The organism is Sphingobacteruim zhuxiongii, assembly GCF_009557615.1.
Lineage (GTDB): Bacteria > Bacteroidota > Bacteroidia > Sphingobacteriales > Sphingobacteriaceae > Sphingobacterium > Sphingobacterium zhuxiongii.
Genome location: NZ_CP045652.1, coordinates 1,589,309 through 1,604,197, shown reverse-complemented (window position 1 = coordinate 1,604,197; position 14,889 = coordinate 1,589,309). Strand labels below are relative to the sequence as shown.

General features: G+C 38.4%; 12 protein-coding genes. 8 read left to right on the top strand and 4 right to left on the bottom strand.

What is annotated here, in order from left to right; translation table 11 throughout:
- The first annotated feature begins 125 nt into the window (after positions 1-125).
- The 6 genes from GFH32_RS06930 to GFH32_RS06905 all read left to right on the top strand — a co-directional run bounded on the left by GFH32_RS06930 (position 126) and on the right by GFH32_RS06905 (position 6,841).
- The gene (locus tag GFH32_RS06930) at positions 126-692 is read left to right on the top strand and encodes a YqgE/AlgH family protein (RefSeq protein WP_153510548.1); all 567 of its coding nucleotides are present in this window, start codon (positions 126-128) and stop codon (positions 690-692) included.
- 20 nt (positions 693-712) lie between these two features.
- Positions 713-1,966, top strand: coding sequence for a PQQ-dependent sugar dehydrogenase (locus GFH32_RS06925; RefSeq protein WP_153510546.1), 1,254 nt, complete (start codon positions 713-715; stop codon positions 1,964-1,966).
- Positions 1,967-2,517: 551 nt separating this feature from the next.
- Complete coding sequence (locus GFH32_RS06920) at positions 2,518-3,753, top strand: ROK family protein (protein ID WP_153510544.1); 1,236 nt, start codon at positions 2,518-2,520, stop codon at positions 3,751-3,753.
- Between the two features lie 143 nt (positions 3,754-3,896).
- Entirely contained in the window at positions 3,897-4,661 is a 765-nt protein-coding gene (locus tag GFH32_RS06915) for a 5'-nucleotidase C-terminal domain-containing protein (RefSeq protein ID WP_153510542.1), read from the top strand.
- Positions 4,636-5,595: a bifunctional metallophosphatase/5'-nucleotidase gene (locus tag GFH32_RS06910; protein WP_153510539.1), complete on the top strand. Its 960-nt coding sequence runs from the start codon at positions 4,636-4,638 to the stop codon at positions 5,593-5,595. The genes GFH32_RS06915 and GFH32_RS06910 overlap by 26 nt, the downstream gene beginning before the upstream one ends.
- 28 nt (positions 5,596-5,623) lie before the next feature.
- Positions 5,624-6,841: an MDR family MFS transporter gene (locus tag GFH32_RS06905; protein ID WP_153510537.1), complete on the top strand. Its 1,218-nt coding sequence runs from the start codon at positions 5,624-5,626 to the stop codon at positions 6,839-6,841.
- Positions 6,842-6,853: 12 nt separating this feature from the next.
- Here GFH32_RS06905 and GFH32_RS06900 read toward each other — a convergent pair whose 3' ends face one another.
- The 3 genes from GFH32_RS06900 to GFH32_RS06890 all read right to left on the bottom strand — a co-directional run bounded on the left by GFH32_RS06900 (position 6,854) and on the right by GFH32_RS06890 (position 9,866).
- Positions 6,854-7,759, bottom strand: a complete 906-nt coding sequence (locus GFH32_RS06900) for an alpha/beta hydrolase (protein WP_153510535.1) — start codon at positions 7,757-7,759, stop codon at positions 6,854-6,856.
- Between the two features lie 118 nt (positions 7,760-7,877).
- On the bottom strand, positions 7,878-8,492 hold the full coding sequence (recR, locus tag GFH32_RS06895) for a recombination mediator RecR (RefSeq protein ID WP_153510533.1): 615 nt from the start codon (positions 8,490-8,492) through the stop codon (positions 7,878-7,880).
- 96 nt (positions 8,493-8,588) lie between these two features.
- On the bottom strand, positions 8,589-9,866 hold the full coding sequence (locus tag GFH32_RS06890; protein WP_153510531.1) for a Gfo/Idh/MocA family protein: 1,278 nt from the start codon (positions 9,864-9,866) through the stop codon (positions 8,589-8,591).
- A 200-nt stretch (positions 9,867-10,066) separates the two neighbouring features.
- On the opposite strand from GFH32_RS06890, the gene GFH32_RS06885 reads away from it, so the two are divergent.
- Positions 10,067-10,771, top strand: coding sequence for an LOG family protein (locus GFH32_RS06885; RefSeq protein WP_153510529.1), 705 nt, complete (start codon positions 10,067-10,069; stop codon positions 10,769-10,771).
- Positions 10,772-10,785: 14 nt separating this feature from the next.
- Positions 10,786-11,175: a lipocalin-like domain-containing protein gene (locus tag GFH32_RS06880; RefSeq protein WP_153510527.1), complete on the top strand. Its 390-nt coding sequence runs from the start codon at positions 10,786-10,788 to the stop codon at positions 11,173-11,175.
- Between the two features lie 420 nt (positions 11,176-11,595).
- Here the strand turns inward: GFH32_RS06880 and GFH32_RS06875 are convergent, their stop codons facing one another.
- Positions 11,596-14,724, bottom strand: a complete 3,129-nt coding sequence (locus GFH32_RS06875; RefSeq protein WP_153510525.1) for a TonB-dependent receptor — start codon at positions 14,722-14,724, stop codon at positions 11,596-11,598.
- Positions 14,725-14,889 lie beyond the last annotated feature (165 nt).

The following is a 14,889-nucleotide window of genomic DNA, read 5'->3' as shown; positions in this document are numbered from 1 at the left end:
TTTATTCTTACAAACTTAATAAAATAGCGAACCTTTTGGGGTTTTATTGGTAAAATAGTTAGGTATTTAGCGCTCGATTTGCAAATTATTATATAAATTTGATATAAGGCAACACTGATTTATTTATGTTCAACGAATTTATACCCAAACGTGGAAGCTTAATATTATCTGAACCGTTTATGTTGGATCAGAATTTTGAGCGTTCCGTCATTCTCCTTTGTGAACATGATCAGGAATCAGGAACTGTCGGTTTGATTCTGAATCATCGATCGATGCTTTATCTTTCTGATGTGATTGTCGGAATGGATAATACGGAAGTTCCATTGTATTTTGGCGGCCCCGTAGAGGGTGATGCATTATTTTTCGTGCACAAAGCCTACGACAAGCTCATGAGCGGGAATCACATCATTGACGATCTATATTGGGGTGGCGATTTTGAGCGATTAAAAGAACTATTAAACGATGGGTTAATTAGCAATGAAGAGGTGAAGCTATTCTTAGGTTATTCGGGATGGTCTCCAAATCAGCTTGATGAGGAGATAAAACTGAATTCTTGGGCTGTTCACAATTCATTCAACATTGACTTAGCCTTTATTACCGATGGCGAAGATCTTTGGAAAGAAGCCATAATTAGCATGGGTCCAAAGTACGCACATGTTGCCAACTTTCCGAAACGTCCAGAATTCAACTAAACTTAAAAAACATATACGCTATGAAGATAACAATTTCCAAAGCTCTGTTTTGCGCAGCTGCGACAACCTTGGTTGCCTGCAATGGTGCAAATTCAGCAGGAACAAATCCTACCGATAGTACAGCACAAGATACAAGCAAGCTGCCACCGGTAGAGACTAACAAAGGTAATGCAGAGTACAAACCAGCATTCGAAGGACAAACGAGAATTGCAGGCGTAAAAACAACTACTGCATTTGCTGGAAAAGTAATTGCTGAAGGCTTAAAGAGTCCTTGGGGAATCGCAGCACTTCCAGATGGTCGTTTACTAATCACAGAGAAAGCTGGCAATTTACGTATTGTTGACCCTGCAACAGGCAAGTTGTCTGACGCTATTACTGGGCTTCCAAAAGTAGACGCTGAGGGTCAGGGTGGCTTATTAGGCATTACCTTAGATCCTGATTTCGCTAGCAATCGCATGGTATATTGGACTTTTGCAGAACCAGCAAACGGAGGAAACCATACCGCTGTTGGGAAAGGTAAGCTTTCTGCCGACGACAAAACAATTGAGGGTGCTACGGTAATCTATCAGGCACTTCCAACGTATAATGGCAAATTACACTACGGTGGTCGCATCATTTTCGATAAAGAAGGTAATTTATTTGTATCTACTGGCGAGCGTTCAGACTTAGAAACACGCCCTCAGGCGCAGCATTTAAATTCGGCATTGGGTAAGATCTTACGTATTACAAAAGATGGAAAACCTGTTTCAGGAAATCCTTTTGCAAATCAAGCTGATGCTAAACCTGAAATTTATAGTTACGGGCATAGAAACGTACAAGGATTGGCTTTCAACCCAACTACAGGAGATCTTTGGGATTCTGAATTTGGACCACGTGGAGGTGATGAAATTAACTTAGTACAAGCAGGTAAGAACTATGGATGGCCAATCATAACTTACGGTATTGAATATAAAGGTGATCCTGTTGGCAACCCTCCTATTCAACAAAAAGAAGGATTAGAACAACCAGTTTACTATTGGGATCCCGTATTATCGCCAAGCGGTATGACATTCTATACAGGTGATAATATCCCTGAGTGGAAGAACAACCTCTTTATTTCTGGCTTAAGCAGTACGCATATCGCACGTCTAGTTATCAAAGACAATAAAGTTGTTGGCGAAGAACGCTTATTACAGTCCGAAGGACAACGATTCAGAGATATTATCCAAGGTACTGATGGTGCCTTATACAGCATAACAGACTCTGGGAAAGTATACAAAATCGACAAACAATAATTTGATCGATTTAAATTTATATTGTGATTAGGTTGCTTTGTTTAAAGCAACCTTTTTTCATGGGCTTAACCTCCATTTTCGTTACATGCACCCGCTAACCTCTTCGTAATAAAGATGCTACAAATTTATATTATAGAAATAAATTTAATACATGTTTAATTTTTAATCCAAAAACTGATTATTATTTATATTTAAATAAAATTATTATCTCAATTATTCGTGTTTATAACCTAAAAATAATTTATATTGCAAGAAATAACTTAAGATAATGAAGAAACTTAAAGTATATAAGTTTAGGAAATGTTGGATTTCTCATTGACGCCATCATTAACGTTTTCATATTAAGAAACAAATAAGTTTTTCCAAACAATAAAACATGAATTATTTATATAATTTGACTTATATTTGAAATGAACACCACGTATAGGATAATGTTTAAAATAATATAACATTACTATTTTTATAATTTAATACTTATTATTACGATCTAAATTCGTTTCGAACGGATTTTTGTAGATGTCGAAAGCATCTCTTTTTTACAATAGCATCATATGAATTCAGTTGAGAAACTTTTTATCAATCCTACAAATAAGAATCTAAAGCTTGCAAGAACAGCAAAGAAGAAATTTAAAGTACTGCAAGCAGTCTACCTTCTCGACAAAGCATCCGTCAATGAATTGATGTTAAGTCTTGATTTAAGTTTCCCTACTCTCAACACTTTAATTATTGAATTACTCGATCAGAAGTTAATTACTCAACACGAACGAGGAGAGTCTATCGGTGGGAGAAAGCCCAATCTTTATCAGTTACGAAATGAATTGTTTCGTGTCCTTTGTATCGAAGTAGACCGTTTCAATATCAATATTTCCTATATCGACAATAATGGCAATTTATTAGCGCGCACTGTTCGATATCCTTTAATGTTAAGTCGCGACGTGAGTAATCTTCCCGCGTTTATCGACCTAATCAGACGCTATGCTGAAGAACAACAGATTGACTGGAACCAAGTAACCGGGCTTTCCATCTCTATGCCAGGACTAATAAACAAGGATAGTGGCGAGAATTATACATTTTTTCATGCAACCAACTTCAACCTACAAGCCCACTTGGCGGAAACGTTTGGAAAAACGACATGCATTACCAACAATATCAACATTGCCTCGCTGGCCGAGATGCACTATGGCTTACTTCGGAATCGCGAAGAGGGTCTCGTCGTATTAATCGACTGGGGTGTATCTTTGGGTATCATTTCAAATGGAAAAATTTTCCAAGGTAAGCATGGATTTGCCGGAGAAATGGGACATATCAGTTTCGTGGAAGATGGAGAACTTTGCTATTGCGGCAAACGCGGCTGCTTGGAAACGGTTGCTTCGGGCACTGCATTAGTGAAGCGAGCGAAAAATGATATCGCAAACGGAACACCGACCATGATTACCAGCATGTTCAAAGATCAAGATCTTCAACCTATTGACATCCTAAAAGCAGCAGTTGATGGAGACCAATATGCAATCGAGTTGATTTCCGGTGTCAGTGCACATTTGGGTAAGGCAATTGCTCAATTTCTGCAAGTACTAAATCCTGAATGCATTGTTTTGTCAGGAAGCTTTGCTACTGCCGCATCGTTGATTACAAATCCAATTCAACAACAAATTCAGACCTATACAATGGGTAAAATATCGAAAGATTGTGAGTTATTTGTATCCGAACTGGCTGATAAAGGTTCAATCTTGGGCTTGTGTCGATTCTTCATTGAGAAGTATTTTGAAGACAAACTAAAAATGGGATAATCCCCGCATTAAAAGTATTAACTTCTTAAACAATTAAGATTACGTTAGGATAGGATTATCAATTTGTCATATTAGCAATTTTCAAAGACCTTAAATTCGTATTCTAATGCAATCTTAATACCTTTGCGTATTAAATTCGCGCTATGAGAGTACTAAATTTAAGGTCTTTCAACTTACTGTTGATTTCCACCTTATTACTGTTAGCTTCGTGTAAAACCTCGTATTACCAAGCTTCAGTAAGCAACAAGCAGATGCTTGCTATTGATCAGACAATTGCAGAAGACACAAGTATTAGCAATTATATTGAACCTTATAAGATTCAGTTGGATCAAGCTATGAACCGAGTGATCGGCACTGCTCCAGAAAACATGATTCATAATCGTAATCTCCCGGAGACTAATTTGAGCAACTTCTTTAGTGATGCACTGCTTGCTATAGGGGAAAATATTGACCCGGAGGTTTCATTTTCTATGGCAACAAAAGATGGTATCCGCTCCAGCATTAAGCAAGGAGATGTAACGGTTAGAACTGTTTTTGAATTGATGCCCTTTGAAAATTATATCACCATCTTGACTCTAAAAGGCACTGACGTTTTGCGTTTAGCAGACTTTATTGCAAAAACAAATGGACAGCCAGTGGGGAATGTAAAGGTTAAGATACAGGACAAAAAACTTGTAGAATTTAAGATTAACAATCAAGTTATTGACCCCAATAAAACGTACAAGTTGGTAACCTACGATTTCATTGCTAATGGTGGTGACCACGTAGAGGGTTTATCAAATCCTATTCAGAGTGTTACCTCTAGCGAACGTGTGAGAGAGGCTTTGATAAGTCATATTGAGAAATTAACAAAGGCGGGTAAAAAAGTAGAATCAAAATTAGATGGAAGAGTTGAAATCATTAAATAGAAGAACATTCTTAAAGAACTTAGCAGCACTAGGTGCTTCAGCAAGTCTTGCCAGTCTTCCATTTGAAAGCTTCGGAAGCTCGAAAGAAGTAAGGTTGACGATTCTACATACCAATGATGTACACAGTCGTATTGAGCCTTTTCCCATGGATGGTTCTAGATTCCAAGGTTTAGGAGGTGTGGCGCGCCGCAGTACACTGATTAAGAAAATTCGATCGGAAGAAGCCAATGTCTTGTTATTTGATGCTGGCGATATGTTTCAGGGCACGCCTTATTTCAACGTTTTTGATGGCAAAGTCGAACTGGAATTGATGTCCAAACTCGGCTATGATGCCGGAACTTTTGGAAATCATGAATTTGATAATGGATTAAATGGCCTTCTGAAACATTTTGATAAGGCAAACTTCCCTTTTGTCACTTCAAACTACAACTTTAAAGGTACCGTGTTGGAAGGAAAAACAAAAGATTACCTGGTCTTTAACAAACAAGGAGTCAAGATTGGTGTATTTGCTGTCGGTGTTAACCTGGAAGGATTAGTTGACTCTAGAAGTTATGCAGGTATGACAATTTCCGATCCCATTGAAGTAGCCAACAGAATGACACCGTTCTTGAAAAAAGAATTGAAGTGCGATTTAGTAATTTGCCTATCCCACATTGGCTACAGCTATGACACCGATCAAGTTTCCGATTTAGTACTCGCTAAAAACAGTCGTTATATTGATTTAATCATTGGTGGACATACACATACATTCTTAGATAAACCAACTGAGGTTAAGAATTTAGATAACGAGATCACTTTAGTCAATCAAACTGGACGTTCTGGAGTGAATTTGGGGCGCGCTGACTTTATCTTAGATAAACAAAAGGGAACAAAGAAAGCAATTGCTCATCAGTATGTCATTGATTCAAGTTTAGATAAAAAGGTAATCGTTTAAACTTTTGTTTGAACATAATAGAAAGTAATTGAAATCACTCATCAGACTATATATAAACTCTTATAAGGGACTTTCTCCTGCCGCATGGTTATTGGCATTAGTCATGCTTATTAATCGTACAGGGTCGATGGTTATTCCTTTTTTGGGCCTTTATATGTCTGCAGAGTTAGGTTTTTCGAAGCCACAGATTGGAATCGTATTAGGCTGCTTTGGTCTGGGTGCCGTTTTCGGTTCTTGGCTTGGCGGCTGGTTAACCGATCGATTCGGCAGCTTCAAAGTTCAAATGTGGAGTTTATTTGGCGTTATACCCATCTTCCTAATCCTCCCGACATTCAAAACCTTCGAAGGTTTGGCGATAATGATCTTTTTACTTTCTCTCGTTTCCGACGTCTTCCGTCCAGCAAATTCGGTTTCCGTTGCTCGATACGCGAAGCCAGAAAATATTACGAGAGCCTATTCATTAAACCGAATGGCCGTAAATCTTGGATTCTCGATAGGCCCCGCCCTTGGCGGATTTCTAGCAGGATTTTCATACAATTGGATTTTCTACGGGAACGCCATTGGTGCTTCTATAGCAGTCATTGTTTTTATTTATTTTTTTAGAAATAGAGCACCGAAGTCTAATCTTCAAGACGTCCAAATAAAACAGACAGCGGAAGAGAAAACAACAGAAAGAAGCCCCTATAAAGACGGGCTATTCCTTATCTTCAGTGTTTTCTGCTGTCTATTTTCTATGGCGTTCTTTCAGCTATTAGGAACGCTATCCTTATTCTACAAGGAAGTGCATTCATTAAACACAAGTCAGATTGGACTCTTGCTCGGCTTCAGTGGATTTGTTATTGTTCTATTTGAGATGGTCTTAGTCCACCTGGTGGAACATCGCTTCAGCGTTCGCCAGATTATGTTCTGGGGGACAGCTATCGCCGGTATTTCTTATTTAATGTTGACCTTAGATTTTGGTATAGGCTGGTTATTCTTCGCGATGTTCTTACTCTCAACTGGAGAGATGCTTACACTACCGTTTACCGCAACAGTGGCTATTCAGCGAGCAGGAAGACGAAATCAAGGTGCCTACATGGGTCTCAACTCACTTTCCTTTGCCATGGCACATATCGTCGCTGCATATATAGGAACCTACATAGCCGAACATCACGGTTATTCTACCCTATGGCTTATTACAGGATCAACATTAATATGCTGTGGATTTGGTTTTTATTGGATTATCGGAAAATTAAAATCGACTTAGACCATGTGTTGCTTATAATAGCGACATGCTTTTCATCCAATAGCAACAGCGACCAAACCATTCATCAAAGGTTGGTGCAGTGAGAAATCCGTGCTCCCCAAAACCATAGATATGCATTTCTGCGCGTACTTGATTATCTAAAAGTCGATTATAGAAAGATAGACTATTTTTTACAGAGACTACTTCGTCTGAACCTGCATGGACAAGAAAGCTTGCTGGCGTTTGTGAATTGACATGCAATTCATTGGAGAAGTATCGGATTTTCTCTACACTTGGATTTTTGCCTAAAAGATTATCTCGTGAACCAATATGCCCTATGCTATCTGTAAAACTGACTACTGGGTTTACTAAAATGAGAAAGTCAGGCCTTAATTTTATTCCGTTGGGATTATTAATCTTCAGATCCTCGTAATGAGTTCCCATCATAGCAGCAAGATGGCCACCAGCAGAATAACCCATAATACCAATCTTTTCTGGATTAAGATTCCATTGTTTTGTATGTGTCCTCACATAAAGCATTGCGGCTTGCGCATCCTGCAATGGACTAATCGACTTATCGACCATTACTCTGTCGTCTGGCAATCTATACCGCAACACAAAGGCTGTAACTCCAAGTTCATTAAACTTCTTCGCTACATCGGATCCTTCTCGTTTGCTGAGCAACACATGATACCCACCACCAGGATAGATAATCACTGCGGTTCCGTTGCTTTTTCCTTTTTGAGGAAGATAAACTGTTAGACTAGGCTTTGATACAAATTTTGTGATGGTATCGACTTGATTGTTGGGGAGATCTTCTTCCAAATTCTCTCCGGGTTTCGAATTAGGAACCTCTTTTTCATAGAGATAAATGCGCTCTTGACTGAAGCTCAGGAAAGCACAGCCCAATAAGAATATTGTACACAGTATTTTAGTCATGATTTAGGTATTTGTACTAAAATAACTATTTAAGAATTAGTCCGCAAAGACGCCGACAAACTTTCAGCACTTTATTGCAGCATGAACTTAAGGGAATTGATTAGAAAAAGAATGACTCCTAACCTACATTACGCTCATATGGAATACGGGTAGCTATTGATCGTCCTAGCGTTATTTCATCCACATATTCTAACTCGCCGCCGAATGAAATACCGCGAGCAATCGTACTAATCTGAATTTGAAAATCGCGTAATTTCCGATAAAGGTAGAAAATCGTAGTGTCGCCTTCCATCGTTGCACTCAACGCGAGTATGACTTCTTGAATCTCTCCAGAACGCACACGGTCAATTAACCCCTCAATCTTTAAGTCGGCTGGACCTACTCCCTCCATTGGAGAAATTAATCCACCAAGTACGTGATATAGACCATTAAACTGATTCGTATTTTCAATCGCCATCACATCTCTAGTATCTTCGACAACGCAAACGATATGGCGATCACGCTTTACTGAACTACATATTTCACATACATCATGATCAGAAATATTAAAACAAGTTTTACAATACTTAATATCGCTTTTTAAGCGATCTAAGGATGTTGTAAATCGAGAAACATCGGCATCAGATTGTTTTAAAAGATGTAATACCAATCGAAGAGCAGTCTTCTTCCCTACTCCTGGCAGCTTACCAAACTCCTCAACCGCTTGTTCTAATAGTTTTGATGAAAAATTCATTCTTCAAAATTACGAATTAATAGCAAAAAAAAATGTGGTTGTATCATCAACGATCACAACCACCATAATAATATTTTAGTAATCTCTCAGCTTACGCTAAAAATCCTTGTAATCCCAAGCTCCGCGATAAGGTCGTGATTTCAAATTGTTTGCATAAGCGTTATCAAACTGTTCCTTTTTAGGATCCCATTTAAGCGGCTTTTGAAGCTGATACGCGATATTTATTGCGTTACACACCGTAGCAGTTCTATGACCAATTTCGACGTCGCATATCGGCTTAGAACGCTTTTTAATTGCATCGACAAAATCTTTATAATGATTCTCGGAATAATAGACTTTTCGATCTTTCTCCGGAATCTGCAACTTCGGTAAATTCTCCTTATCCGAGTTTAAGAACTCTCGTGATACTTCAATTTTTCCTTCGGAGCCGATAAACTGAATTGCGTTAAACTTACCCCAAGACTTATGATGAACTTTCACTCCATTTTTGTAGGTATAATACAAGCCTTCGGATGCATCTGCTTGACTTGGCGGCGTGAACGAAACAGGTCCCGAATGGTCCATATCCAATGCCCATTGGACAATATCAAACATATGAGCTCCCCAATCGGTAATATAACCTCCCCCAAAGCCATGATATAAACGCCACATTGCCCACTCTTTCGCATCTAATAGAGGACTTAATACCGGATGGTAGCCTCTATATAGTGAAGGGCCAATCCACATATCCCAATCTAGATGTGCAGGCGCTTCTAACCAAGGCAAATCACATTCCTTCACAGGTACGCCCACCGAAACATTAACCTCCTTAATCTCGCCGATATATCCATTTCTTATTAAATCAGCCGCTTGTCGGAAATTATAATAGGATCGCTGCATACTTCCAGTTTGCAATACGCGCTTATATTTCCGAACGGCATCGACCATCGATCGCCCCTCGTCAATAGTCAATGCTAGTGGCTTCTCGCAATAAATATCCTTGCCAGCCTTTGCTGCATGGACAACATGAAGCGCATGCCAATGATCTGGCGAAGCAATAACCACAGCATCAATATCTTTCCGTTCTAATAATTCGCGATAATCTTTATAGCCCTGAACCTGATGTCCTGACTTCTCTGCATTCTTTTTATTGGCATTGGTTAGAAATCGATTCAATTTAGTGCTATCCACATCAGCGGCAGCCATAATCATTGTTTCTGGAAGGCCCATCAAACCATTCAACAATGTTCCGACTTGCTTTCCAACCCCAATATATCCAAGGTTTATACGATCGCTAGGCGCTAAAAAGCCATTGCCTCCAAGCACATGTCTGGGAAGAATTGTAAATGCTGCAGCACCAAGAGCGGCAGAACTAATAAATTTCCGTCTGTTCATCTTTAGGTTAAGTTGTAAGTTTTAATAGGTTTATTTTCTTAAATCTAATTAAAGCACGAGAGATTTCAAAATTAGGCATATAGTTTGACTAGATTTTATGAAGAAAACAGACGTTCATCGTTCGAAAATTATAAGATAAACGTTATATTACATCGTGCCCTAGCCGTTTGGCTAAAGGCTGAAAGGAATTATTTAATAGTATGATAAAAGACGATAAAATTAGAAACTCCTTCGCCAATAAAAATTGGCAGGAAATAAAAGTTAAAGATTCCTGGCAAATCTTTAAAATCATGTCAGAGTTTGTAGATGGATTTGAAAAATTAGCGAAAATTGGGCCATGTGTTTCCATCTTTGGATCTGCAAGAACTCCTGACGAACATAAGTACTACCAAATGACTGTAGAAATTGCTCGCTTACTTGCAGAGCGTGGCTATGGCGTTATTTCAGGAGGAGGTCCTGGAATTATGGAGGCCGCAAATAAAGGCGCTTATACAGCCGGAGGAAAGTCTGTAGGATTAAATATTGAATTACCGCATGAGCAATTTCACAATAAATATATTGATCGCGACAAATTGCTTGAATTCAATTACTTCTTCGTTCGAAAAGTAATGTTTATGAAATATTCACAAGGGTATATTGTACTTCCTGGTGGATTTGGAACTATGGACGAGCTTTTCGAAGCAATTACGTTAATTCAAACAGGAAAGATCGCGCGCTTTCCGATTGTGTTGGTTGGCTCCGAATACTGGGGTGGATTGTTTGAATGGATCAAGAATACGATGTTGACTAACAAATATATCTCCGAAGAAGATTTAATGCTATATCGTATGGTTGACTCGGCGGAAGAAGCAACAGAGCATATTTTCCGTTTCTACGACAAGTATTTGTTGAAACCGAACTTCTAATCGATTACAACTACATGATAAACACAGAATTGAAAGACTACCTCGTTGGAAGATGGAACTTATGCTTTAGAGGCGCGCAGGTTGGAGGTAATTTAGAGGTTGATTTTAATGAAGACTGCGAAGGTCAGACTTATTACCAGTTTAATGATGATCAAAGTGGAACAGATAAATTCTACATCTACTCAGGAGGTTCTTGTGAAGAGCAAGCGGCAGGCACCTTCAACTGGGATGTACGCGAGCATATTCTAATCAGAAACGAAAGTTTAACTGACGAAGATTTTGTCAGTGTTGCAGAATATGAAGTCTTTCCAATCGATGAAAACAAAATGGAATGGCGTATTCAGATTCTTTCGGATGATGAGGAAGAAGAGCAATTATTTATAATGCGCTGGCAACGGAATTAATCCTCCTATATAGTTTAAAAGGAGATAAGTTTAATCGAATAACATCATGTGCGATTAAACTTATCTCTTTTTTCGTTTCATAGTTTTTAGAACGCCTTATGACAATAATGCTACTCCTCAATTAGCTATAATCAATTCGGGTCAAGCTTAGCCAATATTCAATCAGCTTCAGTCTATCGAGATATGCAGACTACATATTGCATCTAATGCATATAAATCCTTCGTTTTAAATTAAAGTTCTAAGACGTAGTGTTTGCACTGCTTTATCGCAAAATCCGATTGACACAGATGAGAAAAACAAGACTTTCTGATCACTTTGATTTATATAAAAAAAGGGTGGAGTAATAAATTACTCCACCCTTTTATATAGTTTTAAGAAAACCCTATTAAAGGAAATACTTAAATCGAGATATTCAGCTATTAATTAAAGATATAGCGAATACCAATTTGACCTTGCCATCTAGAAGATAGATCCGAAACTGTGTAAGGAAGATTTTCTTTAGGAGCACTGAAAGTATAACCAGAATTGGTGTAACTTACTAATGTTAAAGCTTGGTTTCCTACGAAGTAGTTTCTACCCCATTTCTTGTTCAACATATTTCCAACATTGAAAATATCGAATGTCAATTGCAATTTGTGTTTGTTTGCATTAGCTAAAACACCTAAATCTTGAGTAATTCTTAAATCGAATTGGTGTTGCCAAGGTAGGAAAGATCCATTTCTTTCTACGTATTGACCTCTTCTTGAAGATAAGTACTCATCACCTTTGATATAAGCATCTAACGCATCCCATTGTTGTTGAGGAGTAGCTGTTACATTACCTGAACGATCTTTGATATCAACTAACTTAATTTCGTTCATTGAAGATGGAACATAAAGTAAGTCATTAGCAAATGCGCCGTCACCGTTTAAGTCACCGTTATATAGGTAAGTGAATGGAGAACCAGAGTTACCTGCGTAGAATAAGCTAAATCCTGTTGCAAATTGTTTATTTCTTCCGTACTCAACAGTGTAACCTAATGAACCGATAACGCGGTGTTTGATAGCAAAGTTTGAAGTCGCTAATGAAGGATCGTTAGCATTGTTCACGATTTGAACATACTCCCAGTTCGATAACGCTGTACTGCTAGCACCATCATTTACAGATTCTGCACCACCATTCGTATAAGCTACCATTGCGCTAAATCCGTTTCCGAATTGCTTTTTCAATTGAGCCGTTAAGCTGTAAGTGTAACCTTTATTAGTGTTATCCATTAAGATTACGTTTGTAAAATCACCAGAATTTACGCGTTGTCCTGCATAAAAAGGACGTTTGTCCGCGCCACCAGTTAAAGATGCATCAATAGAAGCTTGAGATCCAGAAATGTTAATATCAGAATAAACGATATTGTTCATTGTCTTAGAATAAATACCTTCTAAAGTAGCCTCGATTCCGTAAGGTAATTTGAAATCACCTGCTAAGTTAAAACGTGCAACTTGAGGAATTTTGAAATCTTCATTTACTAAGTTAACCTCAGCTCTTGTTGATCCAGTACCCATATTCTTTTGGTTGTCAACGTTAGGATCAAATCCTTTTCCGCCATTGATTGCTGTTCCTCTCGCATCCACTGTACCGAACAATAATCCGCTATTTGAGAATTGGTTAGACAACCATACAAATGGAACACGTCCTGTGAAAACGCCCGCACCACCACGAATGATAATTGAACGGTCTCCTTGAACATCATAGTTGAAACCTAAACGTGGAGCCCATAATAATTTACCGCTTGGTGTATTATCAGTTCTATATCCAGGAAATGAAGTTTCAATTTTTGTGTTTCTTAGTGGTTTGTCACTGATAACAGGAACGTCAACACGGATACCGTAAGTCAATTTTAGGTTCTGAATTACTTCCGACTCACCTTGTGCATAAAACCCTAATTGCGCTGCACTGAATTCTGCAGAAGGTCTGCTATTTCCATCAATTAATGAATATGTAGCGCGTACACGATTTGGCTTATTGTTTAAATAATCTTCAACGCTATTGAAATCCCAACGACCGTTTAGGTTATTGATGAATAAGTTTCTAAAGCTAAAGAATTCGTTGTGCGTACCGAAAGTAAATGTATTCTTACCAACATACCATTTGAAGTTGTTTGTGAATTCGAAGATATCTTGATCTAATTCATTCGCTACTGAACTTCTTTGAGAACCAAGTTCTGCAGAGTTAGCAGCGATTCCATCGACGTTGTTGATAGTAATTTGTGGGAATAATCCACCTGCGATATCGCGGTTATCTCTAATCGCTGAATAACCAACAATTAAGTTATTTGAAAAACGATTTGAGAAGTTACTTCTTAATTCCGCTACCGCAACATGTTGCTTGTTTGAGAATTTGTAAGCGTTGTTACCAAATCTAAAGAAAGTTCCTGAACGGCTAATGTTATCATCGTAAGCATCGATATAATTATAACGAACTGCTAACGAATGTTTTTCATTAATATTCCAGTCAACTTTCGTGAAAATCTTACTGTTTTGAGTCTGAACGTCTTGTGGACCAATCGAACCTACATCATAACCGAATTTATCAAGTGTATATTTAGCGATAGATTCTGCAGTCGCTACTTGAATCGCTGATCCAGGCTCTCCTGCGTTTCCTGCTAATGGAGAAGTTCTTCTTCCAATTTCACCATTCACGAAAAAGAATAATTTATCTTTAACGATTGGACCACCAAGTCTAAAACCGTATTGGTTGTCTGAGAATTTGCTTGAACGCTCACCAGTTAGAACACTTTTACCAATGGTATTTTCATTTCTAAAAAACATGTAAGCAGAACCTTCAAATCTGTTTGTACCAGATCTAGTAACTGCATTCACACCACCACCGGTGAAGTTACCTTGTGTTACATCATAAGGAGCCAACACTACTTGAATCTCTTGAATCGCGTCTAATGAAATCGGCTGAGTACTTGCTTGACCACCTGGAGTACCAGAACTAGCTAAACCAAATACGTCATTGTTTACCGCTCCATCAATTGTGATGTTGTTAAAACGGTTGTTTGCACCTCCGAAAGAGTTGCTTCCTGTTGCTTGAGGAGTCAATCTTGTGAAGTCTTGTAAACTTCTGCTCAAGGTAGGTAATGATTCTAATTGCTGCTTTCCAATAACCGTTGAAGCACCCGTTTTTTGATCATTTGCACCTCTTCTGCCCGTTACAACAACTTCATCAATATTCGTTGCCGAATCTCCAAAAATTGGATTAAGAACGAATGGTTGACCCAATTGTAAGTAGATATTTTCATATACTACCGGATCTTGTCCTACGTATGTTACTTCGATACGGTAAGGACCGCCAACACGCATGTTAGCAAGGTTAAAGCGACCCGCATCATTTGCAGAACCCGAGTAATTCGTTCCTGAAGGTAAGTGGGTTGCTTTAATAGTAGCACCTGAAGTAGTGGATCCGTTGGTTTGAGTCACCACACCCGTCATGCTACTCGTGGTTACTTGCGCTTGGATAGTTCCGTAGCTCGCAAGAACCAAAGCAAAGAAAAGTAAAGATTTCTTCATATGGTTTGTTTTGTTTTCCGCTGCAAAATTATAAAGTTATATCATCACTTCTAAGTGCTTAACATAAACTTAATATACTAACAACCATAGATTTGCATTGAATTGGCAAAAACGAGTAACCCAAATTGGTAAACATGACAACTTTTAATACCGAGAAACGTTAAT